The organism is Leptospira vanthielii serovar Holland str. Waz Holland = ATCC 700522, assembly GCF_000332455.1.
Classification (GTDB): domain Bacteria; phylum Spirochaetota; class Leptospiria; order Leptospirales; family Leptospiraceae; genus Leptospira_A; species Leptospira_A vanthielii.
Map to the genome: position 1 here is coordinate 1 of NZ_AOGY02000021.1, position 23,786 is coordinate 23,786.

Sequence of the window (23,786 nt, forward strand, 5' to 3'; positions counted from 1 at the left end):
TTCGGAAGCAGAAACTGCCTCTGTCACCAAAATCAACATTGCAGCCGCAGAACCGTCGTCAGATGCCTTTTCCGGAATACAGTTCATAAATACAAAGGTAGAATCAAATTTTTAACGCAACACCGATAATCTAATGAATAAGGTGTTAATAAATGAATCATTATACAAGAATTAATTTGAAAGAAAGGGAAGTAATTGCTGAGATGCGATTTAAAGAGGAAAGTATTAGAAGTATAGCTAAGATACTGAATCGAAGTCCTTCAAGCATTTCCAGAGAATTATCTAAAGGTTATTCAAGAAATTCTTTCATTAATTATTCAGTATCAAATGCTCAAATCATTTCACAGAAGAATGAAAGTTCCAGAAATTCTGGTAAAATAAAGTTGCAAAAACATCCAAATTTACGAAAATTTATAAAATCTAAATTAGAACTTAAATGGTCACCAGAGCAAATAGAGATGTCTTTAAAAGAAAATCTGCCAAGCGGAATTACAGAATCAGTTTCCCATCAAACTATTTATACTTATATCTATCTTTTACCGAGAGGCGAACTAAAAAAGGAATTGCAAAGCTATCTACGCCGAAAGATGAAACCCTACAAAAAGTCGAAAAATACTGATAATAGAGGTAAAATACCAGACATGATAAGCATTGAAGAACGACCAAAATCAGTTGAAAAAAGATCAATTCCACGACATTGGTAAGGTGATTTGATAATTGGAAAGAATCACAAAAGTGCAATTGGTACAATTGTAGAGAGAACTACTAGAAATGTTATACTGGTTCCTTTAACAAGCACAGATGCTGAGACCGTCAGAAAAAGTTTTGCCAAGGAACTAAAAAAAATGCCAACAGAGCTTAGACTTTCGATAACTTATGATCAAGGTAAAGAAATGAGTAACCATAAGCTATTTACAAAAGATACTCAAATGAAAGTATATTTTTGTCATCCGGGAAGTCCTTGGGAAAGGGGGACTTGTGAAAATACGAATATGCTAATAAGAGATTTCTTTCCTAAAAAAACTGACTTTAATGATATATCAAGAAAAGAACTGAAAAGAGTCCAAAAGCTTTTAAATGAGCGTCCAAGAAAAACGCTTGGCTGGAAAACTCCCGCGGAAAAAATAAAGGAAGTGTTGCGTTAAACTTTAGAATCTATCAATCTATAAAGATGTTCGATTTTCAAAGGACAAAAGTCCTTATAAAACTCATTTCGGAATTTTTATTAGAGGTGGAGGTAAAAAAATAGAAGGCACTGGTTATTATTTGCACATAGAACCGAACGGATCCTTAATCGGTGGTGGCTGTTATCAACCGGATCCAAAATCATTGTATAAAATAAGAGAAAGGATGATTGCCGATTCAAAAAAAATCCAACAACTTTTGAACGAGCGTAAGTTTGTTCAGGATTTTGGAAAAGAGTTTTATGCTGAAAAATTAAAAACGGTACCGAAAGGTTTTGCTAAAGACCATCCCATGATCGAACTATTAAAATACAAAGGATTTGCTGTGGCCAAAAAAATAAAAAATACCGACTTAACTTCCAATGACTTTGCAAAGGAAACTGTGAAATCATTTAGAAACTTATATCCTTTGAATCAATTTCTGGAAGAGGCGATGGGTAAAAAATAAAGACAAAATTTATTGATTACCTATGCCATGAATGGATCGATTGATTTTCTTTCTTAAGTTTTTCTGTATCTTCTTTTTCTTTTATTTGTTTGGTTTATGCAAAAGAAGATACAAAACAAAAATAATCACAAGAGCAGAATCAAACACTAAAGCCAGTCCTGATTTTGCAAAGTAGGCGCTTCCATAAATAAGATTGAGAATAACAAAAGTGCTTTTGCTAATCGAAGCAACGACCAGAACCAAATTGCGATTTGGTTCGTTATAAGCTCCATAAATCAGCATCCCTCCAACAAGGGCAATGAGAGCTCCCCAATTCCGAACAATGATATTGGATAAATCACCGCTGAGAGTTTCCCCAAAAGTTAAAGTAAGTCCTAAGCTGGGGTGTAGTGCAGAAAGGATCATGGAACAAGTGATGATCCCGGAAACAAGCATAATCCATTTGATATGGGAAAAGATAAAATTCATTTTAAATACCTCGGAGGTAAATGAAACAGAAATTGATGGAAATGCCAGAGTTTTATTTCTTAGAGAACAGTAAAACATCAAAAAGGTGATGTTTTACTGTTGTTTTTTAGTTACAGTCCCTTGGTACAACGAGCTCGAAAAGAAATCGTATTGGTTGGAGGAGTAACCGCACCAAAGATTTTATCTACAGCACAATTTTTTACCTGAATGTCATAGATTGTTGTGCTGTTTTCCAAGATCTTTGTTTCGCAAACGACTGCTGGATCATACCCACCACCTCCTGGCATATCAATATTAAATATAAAAGTTGGTCCTTGTGGGGTAAGGAATACATTTGTAGTCGCAGTGAAATCAACTTTATGTAGATAGAAAAGAGGTAACGTTTGGTCATTCCCTGGAACCATAATATTATCATTTCCATTCACATTCAAATCACCACGACAAACGCCAAGTGTTTTGGTATACTTTGTATCTCCGACTGTAATCTCTACCGTATTCATGGCTGGTTGAGGTAAATTTTCCTCTGCTTTAGGGAGGCTTAATAAAATAGCAGTGTATAAATCGTTAGACTTACTCTTGTTTTTATCGTAACCGTCGCCACCACAGTGCAATAATGACACAAACAACAAACAGAATAAAGGTGATAAATACTGATTCGGTATTTTATTTTCTTTTATAGAAGGTTTTAACAATGGATTCTCCTTCTGATGGATTTAATCCAATCAGATTAATTAAGTTATATTAACCATAACTTGAATAAAAAGATTTGTCGTCCTGGGACGGGAATTCGGAGAAATAAATTGGCTACTATTCAATAAGGGTTGTTAAGAACTAACGATTGTCATATTAAGCGCTACGGAATTAAGATTTGAATAATAAAAACGGTGAGTGTTTTGTGAGATCCTCGGTGAAATTTTTTATTACCTCGTCCCACGATTCTCTACTTTCAAAAATGGATCATCTTTTTTAAACTTTTCCCTTTTTTTCGAATTAGAATGAGCGCAGAGTTCTTTCCAATTTAGCATTAAAATTTGCATTCAAGTCCCTAAAAAAAGTTGTCCCAGTGAGTTCAGAATTTTATAAATTTACGTTGTGGTATTTTTCTTTTTATTCCTATTTATTGTTTCCTGCAGTGAGAATCCTTCTGAGAATTTGTATCTTCCCGAAAATCTTCCCTCTGAAGAAACAGTAAAACATTCATTGTCTTCTGACTCAAATCTGTCGATTTTAAATACACATGCTCAACTTCAAAAAAAAACTCTGACTGAGTGGAAAGAATGGGAAAGATCGAATGTATCAGAAAAAGAAATCAATTTGTATTGGCAAAAAGAGAAAAAAATACTACCGATGCATATTGACGATACTGACGTCATTGATCGACAAAGGGATTCAATTCGTAACCGCATTGTTTGGAGCCGCATATTCCACAAAGCGGGAGTTTCTTTAAAACAAAAAACAACCAATTCGAATCTTTTGAAACAACTGGATGTTAAATTATCACCTAAGTTTGGTTCGCCGAATGCCAAATGGGTGATTGTTGAATGGAGCGATTATCTTTGCACTTTTTGCAGAGATAGTTTCCCACATACAAAGAATATTTTGTCAAAGTACAAATCACAGATTTTTTATGTGCATAAAGATTTTCCTTTGGATGGAGATTCTGATGAAGGACTCCTTCCTTTGGCTTTCGGTCGTTGTTTGTGGGAAAAAGATCCTGATCATTTCCAGAACCATATACAGTTGTTATATTCTAATTCCAAAAAAATAATGCGTGGTGAGGATTTGCAAGTTCTTGAATGGAAATCTTTTCAGGAGTGCCAGGCGAAGAATTTTTCTCAGAAATATATTTCCCAAGTGCGAAGTGATATGAAAGAAGGTGCTGCATTTGGAGTGAGCTCGGTTCCCACGTATTGGGTGAATGGTAGGTGGATTGTCGGTGCCCTAAATGCCGAGACCTGGGAACGGGTTTTGAAAGATACAACTAGTCCTTAAAAAATATCTTGCCTTCTTTGTACAATGAGATCTCCTTGATCCACATTTTGTAAGGATTGGTTATGAAACTTAGATCGTATTTGCTTCCCCCTTTGATCTTACTTGCTCTTCTGACAGTGAATTGTGGTAAAAAACTCCACTTTTCTATGGTGACTTCTACATCAATGGAAAACGGTCTCCCCTTTCTTGTGTTAGATGGGAAAGAATGGAAAGCGGAACCAGGTGCAGAGTTTGTCAAATTACATTTTTATGCAGACAATGCCTTTTCTTTGAGTAAGGTTTCGATTGAATCCTGTTCAGGACCATTCAAAGACCGTATTGCTGCCTATGTCAATTTTGACGAAGTTTATGCAAGTACTGATATTCAGAAATCAAATTCTGAAGTAAGTTTTGATCCAGTGGTGCAGGCAAGGTCTGTTACATTAAACTTCCAAAGAAACCAAAACATCTGTCTTAAGTCTGTTAAGTTTTACGATGAAAAGAATAGAACATATAGAACGTATGCACCCGAGATTATCGCAGGTTCGGTCTCCGCTTCTGAAACGGCATCTCCAGAACCTACATACTCGGTTATGAACCTTTTTGATTCCAAATATGAAAACGGATATTCATCGGTCAAAGGTGGAGTAGGTGTTACATTTAACTTTGATTTTGCGGAGAAGAAAAAAATATCGGTTTTGAAAATTTGGAATGGGTATCAACGTTCCGACGTTCATTGTATTAAAAATGGTCGAGTAAAATCTTTTCTTTTAACAGGGGATGATGAGTATTCGGCAAAGATCAATTTAGAAGATACCATGGGAAGCCAAGAAATCCAACTCCCCATTCCCTTCAAAGGTAAAAAGCTAACAATGAAAGTCGAAGAAATTTATCCAGGTTTAACAGAAAAAGGGATCGTCTTATCAGAGTTACGTTTTGGTGATGATGGCGACTGGTTCGCAATGGACACTCTCCCTAAATCAAAAGATACGGCTGCCAAAAACTTTGATTCCTTTGCAAAAGCTTCCTTACGTAAAGTACTCAATCGTGGTTTGACGGGAAGGGAAGTGTTGGCAGTTGTTGATGAAACCATCTCTGATTTACCAGCGGGAGCAGAAACGGAAGTTGCGGTGGAGGAGAACTTAGATCCACCCACATCTTCTGATTGGACCATTCGTCTTCGTTCCGATGGAACTTTCTTTTTGGAAGGATCCACTGCCAGAACCAATTACGATGCTAATGAAGAAAGTTCTCATCGTTTTTATGGAATGGGAAATTATGAAATCAAAGAAATTTCTCCTGGAAAGATTTATATGCGGATTTTTGGATTCCTTCGCAAACAAACCTTTACAAATTTTTTAGATTATGGTGGAGGAGATTGTAATGGATGCGGACGAGATTGTAACCTTGTCAAAAATCCAGATCCCAACAATACAGAAAAAATTTTCCAAGAGTTTGTTACCTTACAAATGCGGGGAAAACAATTTTATTTAACCAATTCTAAAAAAACAGAAAATTTAGACTTCTCTACTTTGGAACTCAGTTTGGAATAACACTCTGATGAAAAAGAAATTACATCGCCATACAATTGCTATTTGGTCATTTCTCTTTTTTCTTACCTTCTCCTGCGGAGGAGAAGGCGAAAAAAACGAACATTCTCATCTTGAACCTGCTATCTCCAATCCGCAAAAAACAAGTAAGGTTTCGATTCACATTCAGTGGGAAACCACAATGCTTCCTTTACAGATGGAAATTCGAGAGCCAAGTGGGGCACAAACTCTCGCTTTATGGACTACAGGATCAGTAAAAGAAGGAAAACAACCTCCCTTTGGCGATTTGATTCCCGAAAGTAAATTGGTTCTTAAACCAGGTTCCAAAAAACAGTTCCTACTTGTAATGAAAAATCCAACTGATACACCGGTGTATTTTTTTGCAGCTCCCCATTCAGCCTTGCCTGCAGAACATAGTTTTGGATTCAAATTTAAATGTTTGTGTGTCAATCATGCCTTTACCGTTCTTCCAAAGGAAACTTGGTTTCGTGTGGTGGAAATTCGTCTGGCCCCTGATTTTTTAGGTGACCAGTTGACTTTGAAACACAACCTAATTGGTATCAGTCGTGAGCGAATGCTTCAGTTTGAAAAAAGTGCAGGGAGGTCCCTTCCTAGTGAAATGGATTAACCACACGATAACGTCTGCTAATGTAATTTTCAATCTGTAAATAACTTGAGTTTCGTTTTGACATCCACCATGTGTGTGGTTCAGGTAATAGATTACTGCATACGCAGTATCAAAATATGCATCTGTATTTTACTAGTCATTCGTTGTTGGTAAGTTAGGTTAATTTTTTTATGTTTAATTTGGGTTAACGTTTGTTATAAAATGTATTGACCTCAACCCTTTCGGTATCAAATTTGAATTTATGACAAAACTTAAACTAACATTGTTTCTTCTTCCCGTTCTTGTTTTAATCAATTGTGCTACGCCAGTTATTTTAAAACAAAACCTGAAATCAAAATCCAAAAATTTAGAAATTGAGATGGTAAAACTAACAGACGGACCAGATAGTTTTGCCTCTGGTGGAACGAATTTTTACCCCAAGTCGGATGAGATGAGATTGATCCATGTAACGGTTTCATTAAAAAATCTTAAAAACACTGATTATGAAGTTGTTTTTGCGAAAATCGCTTTGGAACCGACTTACATAACGGTTTTGGATGATAAAGGGAAAGAAACAAAAAAATTAAATTCACCTGCCTTTGTTAGACATTTCGAAGTTGATGTTTGGAATGACATAAAAGAAGATACTACTGGTAATAATTTTGCGACTGGGAAAATTGAGAATTCAATAACTTTAAAGCCAAATGAAGTAGCTACTCGCACTTTGATCTATTTTTTACCAAAAGTGAATGTTCCAGAAAAGTTGATTTTTTTGGATGAGAATTCAACTGTAATTCCATTAAAATAACCATCAATATTTTCAGATGAATGATTCAGAAAGGAATCAGAAATATTAACAATTCATAATACCATCAGGGAACAGATATTAATCATTTGTTTTCCATGGTGGTTTTTTAGATTTTGAATTTGATTGAAATCATAATTTCTGTCTTTACTTCAATCGGTTGATTCGACTCAATCCACATCGACGTCGATACTTAAACTAGATACTCAAAATTAATAAGTGATCTATCCTGGAACAAAGAGCATGACCCCGAAGTATACGAATTTTTTTTTGGTTACCTGAAACATCTTTGTTTATTACAGTTTAGTTAAGAACAAAAGGACAACTAACGCTTTATTTTCTTTACAGAAAAGTTAGACTAAGACCATATAACCATATTAAGGAGAACAAAAATGAAAAAAATATTCCTTCTTGGAATTATTGTTTTTTTGTCAAATTGTGTTACAGCCGGAAAAGTTGGATACATTGTACCAGCTGAAAATGATTCAGCTGCATTGTCGGAAACTGTTTTGGGTGAAAAATGCGCAACAGTTATCGTTGGGATTTATGATGATGTACTTAGCGATGCTAAAGCTAAAGGTAATGTCAAAAACCAAAATGTTGGATTACAATGGAATGCGGAATTTGCATCAGCTTGTGCCCAAATAAGAAAGTTGAAATAAATAAGGAAAAATATGAATATGAAATGGTTGTCATTCTTAGCAATTGCATTTGCAGTAAGTTGTTCCTATAAAGTAGGTAATTTTAAAGAATTTTCTCTAGAGGCCCCTACAAATTTAGAAGTTGTTGGAACTGGAACGGTAGAAGGAAGCGAATGTGGATATTCTGGTTTTAATAATCAGTGGTATAACCAAAGTATCGCTGAAGCTGCTCGTGATGCGCTTCGCAAAGCTCCAGGCGCTACAGGTCTAAAAGATGTTACAATAAAAGGAAAACATGGCGTTTACTTAGTCTTAAATTGTGTTTATGTCGAAGGAACTCCTGTTATTGAAAAGGGTTCTGCTCCAGCAAAAAAGAAATAGTAAATTTTAAGTATGATTGATTTTCTTCGATGAGAATCAATCATTACTACCTTGAATCTGAATGTTCTTCATTAAAGAATTTTAGATAAATTTATCAATTACCACAAAACAATCTTTTTCAAACCCTTCCATTTGCTGGAATTAGATTTTATCTAGTTTATCAATCTAAGAATCCGATTGTTGATCGCAAAATTTCAAAAAATCATCAAAATGCATCGGTTTTGCGATGAAATAACCTTGCCCTAAGTCACAATTCATACTTTTCAGTTGTTCCCAATCATTTTTAGTTTCAACACCTTCGGCAGTGCACTTCATCTGAAGTTTTGCAGCCAATTCGATACTAGAATTGATTAGTACTTTCGATACATTGCTAGTTGTCATTTCGCGAACAAACGATTGGTCAATTTTTAATTCCGTAAAGGCAATGCGAGTAATCTGCTGCATACTGGAATATCCCGTCCCATAATCATCAATGGAAAGGCCAAACCCTTTCATACGAAGTCGAGCTAAATTTTCAAGTGCGGGTGCAATTTCTGTCATTGCTGCGGTTTCAGTGATTTCGAGTGTGACGTATTTTGGATCCACTCCAAAATTTTTTACAATTTGAGTGATTTTATCCGCAAGTTTTATATCTGCTAGCGAAGTGAGAGATAGATTTACTGAAATTGAAATTTGATGTCCATTTGTATGGAATAATTTACAAGCTTTCGTTGACTTCTCTAGCATAATGAATGTTAGTATATCAATGTTACCGGACTTTTCTAACAAATCAATAAATGCATACGGCGGAATAATCCCATGTTGTGGATGAATCCACCGTGCTAAAGCTTCGGCGCCAATCAATCTACCAGTTGCCAATTCCAGTTTCGGCTGGAAAAAAGGATTAAAATCTCCTCCAGTTAATCCTTCCAATATTTCTCCTATGCTAAATTTTGATCCATTTTGCGATTCTTTGCCTGACTTTGAATCTTGAGATTTGTATTTAGAAAATAATGCTTCTAAGTGCGCTGGTGTTACTGGTTTTTCGATAGCACCAAGTAAATATGTTCCGTAAGCGCCGGCCATTTTTTTGACAGATTCAATCAAAGCTCCATCCAAGGCACTCATAATAATAGTAGCGATAGTGGAGTGTGAGTTTCCAATATGCCTAAGAAATTCCATCCCATCCATTTCTGGCATATTTAAATCGCAAAGAATGATATCAATCGGACTGTAATTTACTTCATTTATTATTTTTAATGCTTCGGTACCCGTTCGAGCTTCGGTAACCTTCTGTACTCCCAATCGCATCAATATATCTACGATTACTTCTCTTTGGAAGTCATCATCTTCAACAACTAAGAAAGTTAATTCATTTGTATTCATAATACCACCTTTATAAAGTTATTTGATGATTATAAGCCATCAATGAAAGACTCAATTTCTGAAACGTCTACTTCCATTCTCTTAATTTCCTTTAATGCATTGTCTATCTGATTTTCCTTGATAAGTGATTCGATTTTTGTATATCCATTCACTAAATTTCTAGCACTGACAACTTTACTGGAACCTTTTAGTCGGTGCACAATATGTGCGGCTTCGTCTAGATTGTTTTTAGATAGTTCAGAAATAAGGTTAGATAAGTCTGCTTGATGATGCGTTCTAAATTTTTTTAAAATTGAAATCTGTCCAGTTTTGTCTGTGATCAGATTTCTCAATTCAAATTCGTCGATTGGCGATTCAGTATTAACGGAAACTTCCAAAGAATCTTTTGAGTTTGGTTTTAATAAGTTTGGTAACCATTTAAGAAGAGTTTGCCTCAGTATCGCGAGTCGTGCAGGTTTTATTAATATTTCGTCCATTCCTGCGGACAAACATTGTTCATTTTCTTCACTTAAAACATTCGCTGTATAGGCAATGATTGGGATTCTATTGTGGTGACGATTGATTTCAATTTTTCTGATTTCCTTTGTAAGTGTATATCCATCTTTTATTGGCATATGGCAATCGGTAATGATGAGATCATATTTGTTTTCGAGCCATAATTTTATTGCTTTCTCTCCGTCTTCAGCGCCATCTACACGAAGACCAAGCATTTCTATCTGCCGAACTAATAACTCTAAGTTTACCGAATGATCATCTACTACAAGAATTCTGGGGATATAGGATTTTGTATCTACTATGGGTTCAACGGAATTGTCTTCCATTGTTAATGAGTCCAGATCGTTCATATCAATATCAATTACAGGAAGAGAAAGTATAATGCTAAATGTTGAGCCTATTTCAGGTATACTTTCAATCGATATAATGCCATCCATTAAATCAGCAAGTCTCCGGCAGATTGCTAAACCAAGACCTGTTCCACCATACAATCTGGCGGTATCAGCAGTTGCTTGGGAATAATTTCGAAACAGTCTTGATTGTTCTTCTTTTCTAAGTCCAATTCCAGTATCAGTTACAGAAAATCGTATCTGCTGAGCATGTGTGAGATTTTTAACTAACTCTGCGGAAACTGTAATATTTCCCACCGTAGTAAACTTAATTCCATTACTAACGAAATTATTTAATATTTGAGAAACACGTAATGGATCCATAAGATGTGAGTTTAAAATATTCTTATCAATATTATATTTCAAAGATAACCCTTTTGAGTTAGCAATATGCGAATATGTTGTAACAACTTCGGAGAGAATTCGACTAATAGATGTTGGTTGTAGGGATAAGTCAAGTTTCCCTTCTTCTATTTTTGACCAATCCAGTATATCGCTTAAAATTCGAAGTAGACTATTCCCCGATTCTAATGCGCTCTGAACCATTTTTTTCTGGTCTATGCTAAGTAATGTCTGGGAGAGTAATTCCAACATCCCTATTAAGCCGCTGAGTGGGGTGCGTATCTCATGGCTCATTGTGGCAAGAAAGGAATCCTTTGCCTTGTTTGCTAACTCTGCATTTTCTTTTGCTTTCTCTAAAAAGGCTTTTGCTGCAAACTCCTCAGTAATGTCACGAAAAACTAATATAGATCCAGTGATGCGACCAGTTTTATTTCGAATTGGGGCACAATTGTTTGAAATATTTATCCTTCCTCCGTTCCTATGTATTAGCAGTGAATCTTGGTTATCTCCTTTTGATTTTCCAGTTGATAATACTTCGAAAATGGGAATGTCTTTGGGTAAACGTGTTTGTGTATGAACCATCTTTAAAATTTCAGTTACTTTTTTGCCCATTGCCTCCTTTTCTGACCATCCAGTTAGTTCTTCAGCAACAGGATTTAATCGATTTACAATTCCGTATTCATCAGTAGTTAGAACTGCATCACCTATCGAACTCAAGGTGATAGAAAGGTTTTGTTCGCTGATTAATAGAGCTTCGTTTTTTTCAATAACTTCTTTTGCACGTGTAAAAACTTCCGATTCCATTTTTGCAATACGCTCATGCATCTCTTCAGTAATCTCTGATTGTTCTAGTTTTTGTTGTTTTAGATAAACAAATTCGGTAACATCTTCCACGCGATGGACAATGCAGATTAAGTTGCCATCTTTGTCTAATACGGGTGAATTTCTTGGACTCCAATACTTAACTTCAAAGCCACTTCCGTCAGGTTTACGAATATCATATTTTTGTAATGTCATGGTGCTTGCGACTTTATAATTAAGCACTTGATTTAAAGAAAATTTTAGTTGTTTAACACCATCAGCCAGTTCGTCATTGGGATTGTCCGGGAATATTTCAAAAATGTTATGTCCAACTACATTTTCTCTTTGGATAAGAGTTGCTTGTGCATAAGCATCGCTAACATCGATGATATTAAAATCTAAATCTAAGATCATATAAAGCTCAGAAAGAGACTCAAAAATCTTCTGGAAATCAATTTGATTTTTTATATTGTTTTTCGAATGGGTTTTTGATCTCTGTGATTTTTTATCCATTTTTCTTATTCCATGGCGGTGGAAAAAACGTAGAGAATCAGAAAAACAGGAAATTATAATATGGCAATCACAAAATATAACTTTTGTGAAGTGGTAATTGTACTAATTTTTATGATTATTGGATTTGTGTTTGGTCGTTGTTTGGATGAAAGTTAGGGAATGGTTAGAAAAAATACAAAATGTCCAATTTTTTTACTGCGGATGCAATATTTTGACAATCTGTTTTAAGAACGAAGTTCGGAGAAGGAACCAAACGAACTTATCATCAAGTTTGGATTTATAAAACAAAAACAATATGATTTATAAATCCTATAGGAATTATTTATGTTAAAGTATTATTTGAATAATAAAATTACACCACCAATATCATCAGTTGTGGATTTAATTTTCTCTAATAATTTTGATAGGTTTTCCCCTTCAGAAAATGTTGCCTTTACGCTTGAATCCATTGCTTGGGCAACATCGGAAATTAATTTTTGCGAGTTGTTTTGATCGGCGATGTTCTCTTTGATCTCGGCTAACATCTGTGATAGTTGGTCAGATTCAGATAGAAGTTTTTCTTTAATTTGACTTTGATTGGTTGCTGATTCTGAAATGAAATCAATCTTCTCAAAAATCTGTTTTACTTCACTAATGATTTCTTTATACAATTGATTGGTTTCGTTGATTTTTTGACGGTTGAGAGTTACTTCTCCTTTATTGCGTTTTACGTTATTATCAATTTCTTTGATGCTATTGGATGTTTGGGTGGCCAGTTTGGAAACTTCTTGCGCAACAACTGCAAATCCACTTCCATATTCACCAGCTCTTGCCGCTTCTATAGAAGCGTTTAGGGCTAATAAATTAACACGTTCAGAAATTTCCTTAATTACGATGACCATACCCTCAATTTTACCTGAACTGATGGCGATGTTTTCAATTACATTGGCCATCTCTTCCAATGCTTTATTCCCTTTTTGGATTTTATCGGAAATACCGAATGTCAATTTTTTTGATAGATTACTATTCTCTTCTGACTCATTTATATGTTCCGAAAGTACTTTGATACTTTCGGAAACACTTATCAATGTTGCATAGTTATTCGCAGATGCATTTTCGATGTTTGTCATATTGTCCGTCATTTTACGAACCGTTAAATCTAAATTTTGAGAATAATCTTTTTGCCTGATTAAACTGGAATTAAAGGAATCATCGGCTAGTTTCGCATCATCTACAGATGCGGATAGTCCTTTCGTTGCATCTTTTAAAAGTGCAATGATATCTTGGAAAATATGTAACAGTTCGAACAAGGAAAGCAAAATTGAATCTACTTCATTAGTTTTTTTTAGTTTTGCTTTAATCGAAGGTTCAATGTATAAATTTCCCTTAATTGCATTGGTTATTGTCGTTTTGATAATCAAAAATTGTTTTTTATAATTTCTGATCTGTAATAAAGCAAATAATATAGTAATCAAAGAGAAAAGGAGCCCAGTCGATTGGATGGAAATCATGATCCAACTTAATTCTGGAATACCAAATAATTGATACGCCAAAGAACCAAGCTGAGTTGAAATTAAGGCAATCGATAGAGCTACGTATTGGGTGGTTTTACTATGTTTCATGAATGGAATCTAGACTGAATCCAACCATTTATGTCCTTCTTCTGGAGTTTCGAATATTTTAACTTCGATACCATTGGAAGCAAAAAAATCGACAAGGTTTTTTTCAGACATAGCAGAGAGTGCTGATTGAGGTTGGATGAGTGCCCATTTTTTCCAGCCGGCTTTGATGGCTCTCGGAGTCCAATCGTTGTTCAGCCATTCCACATCTTCTGCAGTGTGTGTACCCATATTTCGGTTATCGGACAACCACTTAACTGCATTGTATTTGATGAGTGCCTCCACACCTTTGTCAAGACTCTCCTTTAAATTTGCCCCAGTGTTTTTCCCAGTTTGCGTAAGAACAACGATCTTTTTATCTTCTAGGTATTCTGTAACTGCTGTGGGGCATTGAAATATGATCATTCGATTTTATCCTTCTTGTTGATCTGATTCATATTTTTTAGAGACGAAAAATGCAAGGTAATTCTAGTTTATTGTTATCATTTTTTTATTTTGTAACTCAATGAATGTTTCCATTGAGAGCCCGAGATTGATTGAATTGATTTATAAAGATATTTTAGATAAACAATAGATAACATATCTATAGGTGTTAAATTCTATGAAAAAAGTTGAAACTTCAATCCCAATATAGTAGTCTTTGGTAAAGGTAACAAATCTATCATGACTAAAAATCGATATTGGCAAAATTCGGAACCATACCACCTAGTCGAAGTTATATTGGAAGGAAACCATGTCATATTCAAAGATTGGTTTGATTCGGGGAAGGACCCCAATCGTTCCGATTGGACATTTGCGGAATTTTTAAAAGGAGTTGGAAAATCTGAAATTGAATACCAGTTAGGTGCTAATATCTATCAGGAAATTTTTGATGAGGTTAAATCTAGGTCGAAGTAGAGTAGTCTTACACCCGATGTTTCCGCTTGATTGATTAAAAAATTCCAAATCTCTGGAAAAAATCTTAATCCTTTCAACAAAACTCAAATTTATATCACGGTTGTTGTTTTATTTAGTAACACTAGTTTGTTGATTCCAAATTCTTAGAATGATTCTATCCCGGAAATTACCGTTTCCGCTTTTGTTATCATTTTTTAATGCATTTTTTCTAAACTGTGTTCAGTAAATATTTTTGGAAATGTTTGGCTCAGGCTAAGATTGGGTTGCTTTTTGTTTTGCTTATATACATATAGGGGTATAGGTATAAAAGTATGAGAACAGTGATTTTGGGTGCAGGGATATCAGGACATACAGCGGCTACGTTACTCAAAAAATACTTGGGTAAAAAACATGAGGTGGTCGTCATTTCTCCGAATGCAAACTGGAATTGGATTCCATCGAATATTTGGGTAGGTGTTGGCGCGATGGTTCCCAAGGAAGTAACTTTTGGATTAAAACCGATTTACGATAAGATGAAAATTCAATTCATTCAAGCCAAAGTTACTTCTTTATATCCTGATGGGAAAGAAGGTTCCAAAGACGCCTTTGTTGAATACGAATCTACGGCTCCAGAATCAAAAGGTAAAATAGGTCGCCTCACTTATGACTACTGTATCAATGCGACAGGGCCTAAACTTAACTTCTCTGCAACGCCAGGTCTTGGTCCCGAGGAAGGGAATACTGTTTCAGTCTGTACCTATTTGCATGCAGAAGAAGCAAATGAAAAATTACAAATTTTAATTCAAAGAATGAAAAAGGGAGAATCTTTTAAATTTGTATTTGGAACAGGACATGGAATGTGTACCTGCCAAGGTGCTGCCTTTGAATATCTTTTTAACGTGGACCATGAATTGAGAAAGGCAGGCGTAAGGGACCAGGCAAAAATTCTTTGGATTTCCAATGAATATGAGTTAGGTGACTTTGGTATGGGGGGAATGCATTTAGAACAAGGTGGTTACGTCACAAGTAGTAAAATATTTGCAGAATCCTTGTTCACCGAAAGGGGAATCCAGTGGAAAACTCGGGCCCATGTAACAAAAATTGAAAAAGATAAAATTCATTATACAACGCTCGAAGGGGAAAATGGATTTGTGCGGTATGATTTTTCTATGTTAATCCCCCCTTTTAGTGGGGTGGGTTTAAAGGCCTATGGAAACAATGGGGAGGATATCACCTCGACATTGTTTGCTGCCAATGGAATGATGAAGGTTGACGCAAACTATGAAGCGAAAGTGTATGAAAAATGGGATGCAAAAGATTGGCCAAGTACTTACCAGTCACCATTTTATTCCAATCTCTTTGGAGTAGGAATTGCTTTTGCTCCCCCACATCCCATTTCTAAAGTGATGAAAAACAGTGAAGGAATTCAAATTTCTCCAACACCTCCGAGAACAGGGATGCCCTCTGCCATTATGGGGAAAGTTGTGGCACAAAATATAGCCCACCAAATAAAAACTAAAACCAAAGAACTAAAACACAGGGCTTCTATGGCGGAGATGGGCGCTGCTTGTATCGCCTCTGCGGGCAATGGTGTGTTTTCTGGAACTGCCGTTTCTATGACAGTTTATCCAATTGTCCCTGACTTCAAACAGTATCCGAAATGGGGTAGGTCTCTTACTTATACTACGGGAGAGATTGGTCTTGCTGGCCATTGGATTAAGATGGTTTTGCATTATATGTTTATGTATAAAGCAAAGTGTAAACCAGGTTGGTGGTTGATTCCAGAATGAAGGGAGTATGTATATGAAAGGTAATGAATCAGTAGAGTTAGTCTTATTAGAAAAAGAAGAATTAAATTCTTCCTACCAACAAGGTGATTTTGTCGCAGTTCCTAATACAAAAACGAAATTCTTTCGTACATTTTTACCTTGGCAATTGATACGATTTTTATGGATCAATATTCGAATGATGGTGATGATCCTCAAGTCTCATCATTGATATTGTAGAAAAGATATGTTGGTATTTGTTTTAGATCACCTTTCGGACGATAGGCGGTAAAGGCAGAGAAAATCTACCTACTAATATCCTTTTTTTGTTGCCGAATCTCTAATTATTTTAGGCAATGAGCCATAGATTCCTATGGCAACAAATACAAAAAAAGATTTTTGGATTATTGGCTCTCTTCTTTTCCTAAGTTTAGTTCCTGGTATTGCAGGTATCATTCGTTTCCTTCAACTAATGAAAGGTGAAGGTTATACAGTGGAAAACCAACGTTTTTTTAACGATCCTATTCCTGTAATCATTCATATTCTTGCGGTGGTTGCTTTTAGCATTTTAGGTGCTTTTCAGTTTGCTCCAGGTTTTCGAAAGAAACATATAGTTTGGCATCGAATTTCTGGAAGGTTCCTTGTGTGTATGGGACTTGTTTCTGCACTTTCCGGTTTATGGCTTACTCTTGTATATCCCAGAGTTCCAACTGATGGAGATTGGTTATTTGGAATTCGTATGGTTGTTGGGATTTGGATGACTGTCTGTATATTCGTTGGTTTCTTTTTTGTTAGAAAAAAGAAGATCTCACAACATAGCCATTGGATGATTCGTGGTTATGCGATTGGAATGGGTGCAGGAACACAAGTGTTTACCCATTTGCCTTGGTTCATTTTGGTAGGTGGAGATCCTTCTGGAATTCCCAGAGATTTAATGATGGGTGCAGGTTGGTTCATCAATTTTTTATTTGCAGAATGGATCATTCGTAAAGATCGAAAGTAAATGATCGTATCGTAAAATCTTTTTAACCCAAGTGGTAAAAAACTTATAAAGAACTGCCCCACCAGCGTAAAAACCCGAAGTGGATGGCTGTTTTTATTTTTCCACATAACAAAATATAGACGAAAAATTTCACAATTTCATTTTCCGATTTCCCTAAGATGGCGATGAGTAGTAACTCATTGATCATTGTTCTTGTTTTTAAAAACGTTTAAAATGTTTTTGAATCTAGTTCAAAACGTTTTAAACGGTATTTCATAAAAATTTAATTCTCTAAATCGTTTTCGCATTGCTTTTTTGTTTCCACAAAACCACATTGCACCTGTTACAAAAATTATATGCTAAAACTTCGGAGTCGAAAATGGAACATTTCTTTAAGAGGGTATGCGTTAGCTTTACTCTAATCGCTACATCTATAGTATTTTCATCCTGTGCTGCGTTTATGGACGGAGATGGAAATTTCAGCCTTTTCCAATCAAATAAAGCCCAAGATGCTTTGCAGTTAAGAAACCAATTCTTAATGGCCTCTGTCTTTTTCTCAGGGAATGGGTCTGTTTCAAAAACCATCGGTAAAAATGGTGGTACAATTGAGAACCAAGCTTTTTCATTGAATATTCCTAAGGATGCTTTATCTCAAGATGTAGTCATTACTATGCGAGTAGAAGAGATGAAGGGAACAGATGTTCCTGGAATGACTCCTGTTGCTTCAAAACTTATATTAGAACCAGAAGGCACTAGTTTTGCAAAACCAGTCACTCTGACAACTAAGTATGATCCAAAGTCCGTCCAGTCACAAATTCAAAACGAACTCACTCAAATTTATTATTTCAATCCAGCAAACAAAGAGTGGGAACAACAAAAAACGAACGTGGACGCAATTGCAGGAAAACTCACCACCGAGTTAAATCATTTTTCTATTTACGCAGCCTTACATGTAAACATCGAAATGATTGTCGCAAGAATCATCACTGATTCGGCATCCATTCGAATGGCAGCAGTCCAATTTCGTAATTATTTGGATGATATCAATCAACTCAGCAATCGGAATCGATTTTATTCCTTATTTTCAAGAACATTTATACCATTTTTAAATATTGTAAAAGCGGAATATGCTCCAGGTACGGATCCTCTTCGACTTTCTTTTCCTTTTGACGATTTTGATCAAGACGGAGCGGCCAATATAATTGATTCTTTTCCGTATGACCCTACAAATAACAATGATACGGTGGGACCGCAGATAGTTTCTGGAACACCTAATACAAATGTCCTCCCTTTACAACCAGGTAATTTTTTCACAGTTACCTTCAATGAACCTGTCAACGAACTGACAGTCATTCATTCAGGATTTGTTTCCAGAGACCAAAATCTTTATGCTCCTTTGAAGTTTGTGTCAATTTCCTTGGATCGAAAGATTGTCACTTATAAAAACGAATTCACTCTCGACTCTGATGCCAATTATGCATTGTACGTAAACGGTGTGACTGATGAAATTGGAAATTTAGAAAACGGATATCGTTTGGTAACATCGTTTCATACAGTAGACATAATTTCACCAAGAGTCACTTCGATTGAACCAGAGGGACAGGATGTAAATCCAAACATCACAGAATTCAAAATTCATTTCAGTGAACCAATGGATCCAGCTACGATTAAAGGATTTGGCTTAGTTGGATTGGGTGACCCGGAAATTATCTTTTCTTCACTCAGTGCGGATCAAAAAACAGCAACTTTCTCCTTCAATCCATCAAAACCATTACGAAGTGATGCCGCTTACCTTTTGGTTTCCTCTGCGGAAGCAAAAGACACATCCGGAAATTTTTTAGCTGTTTTATCAAAACAATACTTTCTAATCACACAAGACACGGAGGCACCTTTTGTTCGTTTGATCCTTCCTGAAGGCGAAAGGGTGGATCCTACCATCACCAGTTTTCGTGTAGACTTTAGCGAAGCTTTGAATGGATCTAGTGCCCAAAACAAATTTGTTTTAAGAGCCAAACAATCGGGGACACTCGTTTCTATTAATTCGGTTGTGTATGATGATCCTAACCGACGAATAAACATCAATATCCCATCAAATTCGCTCATTGAAAAAACAGAATACGAACTAGAAATTCTTCCGGGAATCCAAGATAGTTTCGGAAATGTTATGACAACCGGAAAGGTCCATCCATTCAGAACAACAGATGTAACTCCGCCACAAGTAACATCTGTTTCTCCGGACCAAGAAAGAGATGTTTTTTACTTCAGTGGAATCAATATCAAAATTAAGTTTAATGATGTTATGGATCGGAACTCTCTCGAATTCAATCCACTTCGTTTGGAAAATCTTTCCGATGGAGGATTACAATACGTTATTTTAACATCTTATGACCCTGTGATTGGTGAAGCAATTTACCATTTGAATCCAGACCAAGTATTGAGTGATAAAGAATACGAGTATACAGTGCCTTCTGGAATTCGCAACATAGATGGAATTGCTTCCGTTACGACAACTGCTTCTCGTTTTTTTACCACCGCTGACAGGTTGACACCTTCTCTACCAAAAATCAATAATGTGAATCTTGTTAATTGTCCTAATAATGCGAAGGTAAATGTTAATTTTTCAAGATTGATGGACTTTGAAAATGTAAATTCCAATCCACCTGCTTATCTAAGACTCAATTTAAAAATCCCTGAACTTATTAAGTATGATCGCCAAACTAGCGCTATTTGTAGCTGGAGAACAGTGGAACGTAGAATTGAGAATCCTGATTTCCGAACTTGTTTGAATCTCTCAGTTGTCATTCCCTATGGATTTTTATGTATATTAATTCCTGCACAAATTTCCGTCTTTGACTCCGTTCCCGTGTATTGCACAGTCCCTGATGTTGCGATGTCCTATACCAATAAAGACATTCGATTACAATTTGACAAAGGCTCATTGAACCGAAAAGCAGCTGTCTATAAATACAATGCCAATATCAAAAAAGGTGTGTTTGAAACACAATGGACGAATGCTCCTGTCCAAGATGGAAAAATTGTGACGTCAACTAGTTATTACTGTCCAAACTATGGTGGGCCTTTGAATATTACACGTTGTGATTACTCTCCGAATGCGGTTTATCAGTTGGAGATTTCTGATCCTTGGAAAGTTAGAGGCAAGTTCTTTGATGTTGATAACCAAGAGTTTCTTTTTTATGACTACCTGACGATTCGCGCAAATCAAAAATTGTTGAGTCCAATTTCTGATGAGTGTGTGGAGTAAAACTTATGCGAGTGAAAACCACTTTACTAGTATCCTTATTTTCTTTTGTTGCGGCCTCTTGTGGCCCAACCAAAAAAAATGATCTCACGGATGAATTGTTTTTTGGTTTGTTACTACTCTCTCAGAAAAATATTGTCTTTCGGATTGTAGAATCTGCCAACTCGCAAATTTCGGTAAAAAACTTTCGGGCTGGAGGGAGTAATCCTCTGCCGGCTCGATTTCTCAATGATGGAAAATTAAATCATTCGGTGGGATGTAAAAAAGCCAGATTAAATATTTATACTATCCTAGTATGGGAAAAAGGATCTGTCGCTCTAGGGAAAGAACGAATTTCCAATGCATCCGCTGTTGTTTATGACGGAGACTGGATTGATAACCAAAACGGGGGTCGTATGAAAGTGAGCTACCCTTTGGATTCTGGTAAGTCTTTTTTCGGAATCAGTGGATCGGGTAACGTAAATCCTTTTGCCTGGAAAGATGGAAAGTATGATCGAATAGGACTTAAGATTGGAGCCATAAAATGTGAGTTAGATGAAGCAAAATTAGCAAACTCACATAACAAATACATTTCCTATGCAATGTGGTATGAATCCGAAACCGGGAAAGCAGATCCGCAGCACGGAAGGCGAAGTATTTTGAATGCATATCCCTTTGATAGTAGCGTAGAAAAAGTGAATTCAATTAACTACTTTATTTCCGCAACAACTGGTTACTTAAGTTTAAAAGACAATGCTGTCTATTCTCCTCGCATTCACAGAAATGCGGGAACAGAAGCGGCAGAACTAGCTGATCCCACAAACAATCCCTTTTGGGGTTTGTTAACAGCCCCCTTTACGGACCGTTTGGATTTTGAATACCTAGACAATGAATATTCCATGGATCGATACAACGAGGATGGGCTTATTGTTTTAGACCTGCCTGAAGGGAATCGAGAGACTCTCATTTTAGATATGTATGCAACTAACAACTTTGTATACCAAACCGAACCAGGGTTAACCTCAGCTAAGTTTTCTCCAATTGATTTTATCAAATTTGATCATAAAGAAAATGAATTTCAAAATTACTATTTGAATTCAGATTTTATAACGACGAACGGAAAGTATTTGGACTCCTGGACACTGCCAACACCTGGACCTAACCAACCGAATCCGACTGCGGATAGGCATATCGGCTATTTTTTGCCAAAATTTGGAATTAGTAAAGAATGAGGGGTAGAAAACAGTTTCCTTATTGGAACCAACATTATTATTAATACATAATCGTTATGGAAATTCAAAAAGAAAATTGTAAACAAAATATCTTTCTACTCCTCCTGATTGGTCTTTTGGCAACGTCTTGTTCGTCCCTCGGCATTCCTTTGGAAGAAAAACGTCATCTCCCCATCAATCCACCAAATGGTTGTGAGATGACTTCTGAAGAACGCACCTATCGAGCACTGTTTTTGTTACCCATTTATTCGCATAATTTAGATTCAAGTTCTACAACTAATCAAACCGACTTATTTGTATTAGAATCTAAATCCTACGCAAAACCTTGGGATATTGTTGTAACAACTTTGGGTTTTTTATTATCTTTTAATTCTTCTACCGAAATCAAAGTTTACTGTCCGAAATCGGTTGTTTTGGATTCCATAAAAAAAGAACCAAACTCGTATACCTTACCTTCAAAGTTATCTTATTGGAGACCGGAGGGCCAAACAACACCGATACAAATGGTATTGTTTGTTCCTGATGATTATAAAATTACAGATGACTCCAAAGCGAAATTAGTTGGTTTATCTCGTGATATTTTAAAATCTGAGGAACCTTTCAAAGTTGTATTGGTTGGTAAATCGCAAACTACCGGCGATTTGGCTTACCAAGTTCGTCTTGTAAAACGTCGATTTGATGAAATAAAACAGGTTTTAAGCAAAGAAGCCATTGATGAGAATCGAATTCGAACTTTTATTTCTGATCGTGAAGTCACTGGAAGTACAAAAGAAGTGGCTGGTGATTCACAATCAACGATTCATATCTATTTAATTAAAGAATGATTTTTCACTTTGCAGGTTTCTATTGATTGGATCATGATAGAATCAATAGAAACATAGATGTTGAGTATCGTTATTCCTACAGACGATGGAAAGAATGCTCTATTTCAAAAGTCCCTTCAGGATTTTGAAAACCATACAGAGGTTGAAATTCTTCCTGTAAGTTTTTTAGAAGCCTCCTCGCGCGCAGAAAGATTGAATATAGGATTTCACAAATCGAAGGGCGAAGTGGTTCTCTTTCATCATCCTAGGACATACTTACCCCGAGAGGCGATAAACTACTTAATCGAATTGAGTTGTCAGAAAGAACAAAAAGTTAGGTGGGGTGGGTTTTTACATCAATTTGATAAAGAACATTTCCTATTAAGGTTTATATCATGGTATTCTAATTTCATTCGTTTCAAGAGAAAGGGTATAGTTTATCTTGATCATTGTGTTTTTTTTGATAGAAGGCTTTGGCAATCGGACCTAAAACTGCAATATATTTTTGAAGATACGGAGCTTAGTCAAAAATTTCGTAAAATAACTTGGCCAGTTCTTTTGCCGTACCCAGCCATTACCTCGGCCCATCGGTTTGAAAAAAATGGAATCATCAAACAATCGCTACTCAATCAATTATTAAAATTGGGATATTTCCTCCGTTTGCCATCATCCATATTATTTTCTTTATACCAAAGATAAACACCATATTTCAACGCAAGGTTTTAGTTTCCCTTTGAATACAAACTGTTCGTGTTTGTAAAAAGTGGAAATTTTTCCTAATGGAGGTTTCAATTTTGCAAAATAATGGACTTGCCTTCTTAATTTACAAATAGGAAAATTGATTCCGAACTATGACTCTCAGACCATTGTATTTTTAAACAAGAGGAACAAATTATATATGAAACTATACACACTCATTCTTATTATCTTTTTTAACCTATCCTTATTTGCAGAAACAAAACCCATTTACGAAGTCTGTCAGAATGAGATAGCCACTTATTGTCAAGGGATCAAACCTACGAAAGCAAGGATTCTACAATGTTTGAAAGAACGCGGTAAAAATCTTTCGGATGTTTGTGAAGCTGGACAAAGTGCACTTTCAGATACTATGAAGAGTAAGTCGCAAGGTTTTTGTAAAGACGATGTGAGTGAACATTGTCGTTGGATCATTCCTGGCGGTGGAAGAATTTTAAAATGTCTATTCGAAAATGAATCAAAAATATCTAACCAATGTAAGGTTGTGTTAAACGAAATATGACAAACGTTAGGGATCTGGAGGGCTCGGTCTGCCGAGAGGCAGACGGGAGCGAACGCGGACCCCGAAGGAGCCC

Annotated in this window: 22 protein-coding genes and 1 pseudogene; 17 read left to right on the forward strand and 6 right to left on the reverse strand. The window is 35.9% G+C overall.

Annotated features, from left to right (window positions below; translation table 11 throughout):
- Nucleotides 1-152 precede the first annotated feature (152 nt).
- Nucleotides 153-1,145, forward strand: a pseudogene (locus tag LEP1GSC199_RS21235) (IS30 family transposase).
- A gap of 16 nt (nucleotides 1,146-1,161) precedes the next feature.
- Nucleotides 1,162-1,632 (forward strand): DUF2461 domain-containing protein, encoded by a 471-nt coding sequence (locus LEP1GSC199_RS03910; protein ID WP_269746514.1) that lies wholly within the window; start codon nucleotides 1,162-1,164, stop codon nucleotides 1,630-1,632.
- Between the two features lie 81 nt (nucleotides 1,633-1,713).
- On the opposite strand, the gene LEP1GSC199_RS03915 is transcribed toward LEP1GSC199_RS03910, so the two are convergent.
- Nucleotides 1,714-2,100, reverse strand: a complete 387-nt coding sequence (locus tag LEP1GSC199_RS03915; protein ID WP_002977888.1) for a hypothetical protein — start codon at nucleotides 2,098-2,100, stop codon at nucleotides 1,714-1,716.
- A gap of 110 nt (nucleotides 2,101-2,210) precedes the next feature.
- Entirely contained in the window at nucleotides 2,211-2,792 is a 582-nt protein-coding gene (locus tag LEP1GSC199_RS03920) for a hypothetical protein (RefSeq protein ID WP_002977855.1), read from the reverse strand.
- A gap of 400 nt (nucleotides 2,793-3,192) precedes the next feature.
- On the opposite strand from LEP1GSC199_RS03920, the gene LEP1GSC199_RS03925 reads away from it, so the two are divergent.
- From LEP1GSC199_RS03925 to LEP1GSC199_RS03950, 6 genes are all read left to right on the forward strand, one after another.
- Nucleotides 3,193-4,092, forward strand: a complete 900-nt coding sequence (locus LEP1GSC199_RS03925; RefSeq protein WP_002977926.1) for a thioredoxin domain-containing protein — start codon at nucleotides 3,193-3,195, stop codon at nucleotides 4,090-4,092.
- Nucleotides 4,093-4,154: 62 nt separating this feature from the next.
- Nucleotides 4,155-5,624: an NADase-type glycan-binding domain-containing protein gene (locus LEP1GSC199_RS03930; protein ID WP_002977843.1), complete on the forward strand. Its 1,470-nt coding sequence runs from the start codon at nucleotides 4,155-4,157 to the stop codon at nucleotides 5,622-5,624.
- Nucleotides 5,625-5,631: 7 nt separating this feature from the next.
- A complete protein-coding gene (gene lsa20, locus LEP1GSC199_RS03935; RefSeq protein WP_002977890.1) occupies nucleotides 5,632-6,249 on the forward strand; it encodes an LIC11469 family lipoprotein adhesin Lsa20 in 618 nt (205 codons plus the stop codon).
- Between the two features lie 241 nt (nucleotides 6,250-6,490).
- Nucleotides 6,491-7,036: a hypothetical protein gene (locus tag LEP1GSC199_RS03940; protein WP_002977918.1), complete on the forward strand. Its 546-nt coding sequence runs from the start codon at nucleotides 6,491-6,493 to the stop codon at nucleotides 7,034-7,036.
- 389 nt (nucleotides 7,037-7,425) lie between these two features.
- Complete coding sequence (locus tag LEP1GSC199_RS03945) at nucleotides 7,426-7,695, forward strand: hypothetical protein (RefSeq protein WP_002977924.1); 270 nt, start codon at nucleotides 7,426-7,428, stop codon at nucleotides 7,693-7,695.
- A gap of 18 nt (nucleotides 7,696-7,713) precedes the next feature.
- Nucleotides 7,714-8,055, forward strand: a complete 342-nt coding sequence (locus LEP1GSC199_RS03950; protein ID WP_002977826.1) for a hypothetical protein — start codon at nucleotides 7,714-7,716, stop codon at nucleotides 8,053-8,055.
- Between the two features lie 165 nt (nucleotides 8,056-8,220).
- On the opposite strand, the gene LEP1GSC199_RS03955 is transcribed toward LEP1GSC199_RS03950, so the two are convergent.
- The 4 genes from LEP1GSC199_RS03955 to LEP1GSC199_RS03970 form a co-directional block, all read right to left on the reverse strand.
- Nucleotides 8,221-9,420, reverse strand: coding sequence for an EAL domain-containing protein (locus LEP1GSC199_RS03955; protein ID WP_002977872.1), 1,200 nt, complete (start codon nucleotides 9,418-9,420; stop codon nucleotides 8,221-8,223).
- Nucleotides 9,421-9,449: 29 nt separating this feature from the next.
- On the reverse strand, nucleotides 9,450-11,960 hold the full coding sequence (locus LEP1GSC199_RS03960; RefSeq protein ID WP_002977832.1) for an ATP-binding protein: 2,511 nt from the start codon (nucleotides 11,958-11,960) through the stop codon (nucleotides 9,450-9,452).
- A 335-nt stretch (nucleotides 11,961-12,295) separates the two neighbouring features.
- Nucleotides 12,296-13,561 carry a methyl-accepting chemotaxis protein gene (locus tag LEP1GSC199_RS03965; protein WP_002977916.1) on the reverse strand — a complete coding sequence of 422 codons (1,266 nt, stop codon included), beginning with the start codon at nucleotides 13,559-13,561 and terminating at the stop codon, nucleotides 12,296-12,298.
- A gap of 9 nt (nucleotides 13,562-13,570) precedes the next feature.
- A complete protein-coding gene (locus tag LEP1GSC199_RS03970) occupies nucleotides 13,571-13,963 on the reverse strand; it encodes an STAS/SEC14 domain-containing protein (RefSeq protein ID WP_002977914.1) in 393 nt (130 codons plus the stop codon).
- Nucleotides 13,964-14,221: 258 nt separating this feature from the next.
- Between LEP1GSC199_RS03970 and LEP1GSC199_RS03975 the strand changes: the two genes are divergently transcribed.
- The 9 genes from LEP1GSC199_RS03975 (at nucleotide 14,222) to LEP1GSC199_RS04015 (ending at nucleotide 23,713) form a co-directional block, all read left to right on the forward strand.
- Entirely contained in the window at nucleotides 14,222-14,455 is a 234-nt protein-coding gene (locus LEP1GSC199_RS03975) for a hypothetical protein (protein ID WP_002977865.1), read from the forward strand.
- Between the two features lie 311 nt (nucleotides 14,456-14,766).
- On the forward strand, nucleotides 14,767-16,224 hold the full coding sequence (locus tag LEP1GSC199_RS03980) for an NAD(P)/FAD-dependent oxidoreductase (RefSeq protein ID WP_002977935.1): 1,458 nt from the start codon (nucleotides 14,767-14,769) through the stop codon (nucleotides 16,222-16,224).
- 13 nt (nucleotides 16,225-16,237) lie between these two features.
- A complete protein-coding gene (locus LEP1GSC199_RS03985) occupies nucleotides 16,238-16,432 on the forward strand; it encodes a hypothetical protein (RefSeq protein WP_002977862.1) in 195 nt (64 codons plus the stop codon).
- A 141-nt stretch (nucleotides 16,433-16,573) separates the two neighbouring features.
- A complete protein-coding gene (locus LEP1GSC199_RS03990; RefSeq protein ID WP_002977927.1) occupies nucleotides 16,574-17,203 on the forward strand; it encodes a DUF2306 domain-containing protein in 630 nt (209 codons plus the stop codon).
- A 517-nt stretch (nucleotides 17,204-17,720) separates the two neighbouring features.
- Nucleotides 17,721-20,444 (forward strand): Ig-like domain-containing protein, encoded by a 2,724-nt coding sequence (locus tag LEP1GSC199_RS03995; protein ID WP_232420626.1) that lies wholly within the window; start codon nucleotides 17,721-17,723, stop codon nucleotides 20,442-20,444.
- A gap of 5 nt (nucleotides 20,445-20,449) precedes the next feature.
- Complete coding sequence (locus LEP1GSC199_RS04000; protein WP_002977884.1) at nucleotides 20,450-21,652, forward strand: hypothetical protein; 1,203 nt, start codon at nucleotides 20,450-20,452, stop codon at nucleotides 21,650-21,652.
- Between the two features lie 56 nt (nucleotides 21,653-21,708).
- Nucleotides 21,709-22,476: an OmpA family protein gene (locus LEP1GSC199_RS04005; RefSeq protein ID WP_002977910.1), complete on the forward strand. Its 768-nt coding sequence runs from the start codon at nucleotides 21,709-21,711 to the stop codon at nucleotides 22,474-22,476.
- A gap of 57 nt (nucleotides 22,477-22,533) precedes the next feature.
- Nucleotides 22,534-23,154: a glycosyltransferase family protein gene (locus LEP1GSC199_RS04010; protein ID WP_002977819.1), complete on the forward strand. Its 621-nt coding sequence runs from the start codon at nucleotides 22,534-22,536 to the stop codon at nucleotides 23,152-23,154.
- A 199-nt stretch (nucleotides 23,155-23,353) separates the two neighbouring features.
- Entirely contained in the window at nucleotides 23,354-23,713 is a 360-nt protein-coding gene (locus LEP1GSC199_RS04015; protein ID WP_002977845.1) for a cysteine rich repeat-containing protein, read from the forward strand.
- The last annotated feature ends 73 nt before the right edge of the window (nucleotides 23,714-23,786 follow it).

What these genes read in the sequence shown, in the direction of transcription:
- LEP1GSC199_RS03945 (WP_002977924.1), top strand. Translation starts at nt 7,426, where the DNA reads ATGAAAAAAATATTCCTTCTTGGAATTATTGTTTTTTTGTCAAATTGT.
- LEP1GSC199_RS04015 (WP_002977845.1), top strand. Translation starts at nt 23,354, where the DNA reads ATGAAACTATACACACTCATTCTTATTATCTTTTTTAACCTATCCTTA.
- LEP1GSC199_RS03960 (WP_002977832.1), bottom strand. Translation starts at nt 11,960, where the DNA reads ATGGATAAAAAATCACAGAGATCAAAAACCCATTCGAAAAACAATATA.
- LEP1GSC199_RS03950 (WP_002977826.1), top strand. Translation starts at nt 7,714, where the DNA reads ATGAAATGGTTGTCATTCTTAGCAATTGCATTTGCAGTAAGTTGTTCC.
- lsa20 (WP_002977890.1), top strand. Translation starts at nt 5,632, where the DNA reads ATGAAAAAGAAATTACATCGCCATACAATTGCTATTTGGTCATTTCTC.
- LEP1GSC199_RS03955 (WP_002977872.1), bottom strand. Translation starts at nt 9,420, where the DNA reads ATGAATACAAATGAATTAACTTTCTTAGTTGTTGAAGATGATGACTTC.
- LEP1GSC199_RS03995 (WP_232420626.1), top strand. Translation starts at nt 17,721, where the DNA reads ATGGCCTCTGTCTTTTTCTCAGGGAATGGGTCTGTTTCAAAAACCATC.
- LEP1GSC199_RS03915 (WP_002977888.1), bottom strand. Translation starts at nt 2,100, where the DNA reads ATGAATTTTATCTTTTCCCATATCAAATGGATTATGCTTGTTTCCGGG.
- LEP1GSC199_RS04010 (WP_002977819.1), top strand. Translation starts at nt 22,534, where the DNA reads ATGTTGAGTATCGTTATTCCTACAGACGATGGAAAGAATGCTCTATTT.
- LEP1GSC199_RS03930 (WP_002977843.1), top strand. Translation starts at nt 4,155, where the DNA reads ATGAAACTTAGATCGTATTTGCTTCCCCCTTTGATCTTACTTGCTCTT.
- LEP1GSC199_RS03965 (WP_002977916.1), bottom strand. Translation starts at nt 13,561, where the DNA reads ATGAAACATAGTAAAACCACCCAATACGTAGCTCTATCGATTGCCTTA.
- LEP1GSC199_RS04000 (WP_002977884.1), top strand. Translation starts at nt 20,450, where the DNA reads ATGCGAGTGAAAACCACTTTACTAGTATCCTTATTTTCTTTTGTTGCG.
- LEP1GSC199_RS03990 (WP_002977927.1), top strand. Translation starts at nt 16,574, where the DNA reads ATGGCAACAAATACAAAAAAAGATTTTTGGATTATTGGCTCTCTTCTT.
- LEP1GSC199_RS04005 (WP_002977910.1), top strand. Translation starts at nt 21,709, where the DNA reads ATGGAAATTCAAAAAGAAAATTGTAAACAAAATATCTTTCTACTCCTC.
- LEP1GSC199_RS03940 (WP_002977918.1), top strand. Translation starts at nt 6,491, where the DNA reads ATGACAAAACTTAAACTAACATTGTTTCTTCTTCCCGTTCTTGTTTTA.
- LEP1GSC199_RS03975 (WP_002977865.1), top strand. Translation starts at nt 14,222, where the DNA reads ATGACTAAAAATCGATATTGGCAAAATTCGGAACCATACCACCTAGTC.
- LEP1GSC199_RS03985 (WP_002977862.1), top strand. Translation starts at nt 16,238, where the DNA reads ATGAAAGGTAATGAATCAGTAGAGTTAGTCTTATTAGAAAAAGAAGAA.
- LEP1GSC199_RS03980 (WP_002977935.1), top strand. Translation starts at nt 14,767, where the DNA reads ATGAGAACAGTGATTTTGGGTGCAGGGATATCAGGACATACAGCGGCT.
- LEP1GSC199_RS03970 (WP_002977914.1), bottom strand. Translation starts at nt 13,963, where the DNA reads ATGATCATATTTCAATGCCCCACAGCAGTTACAGAATACCTAGAAGAT.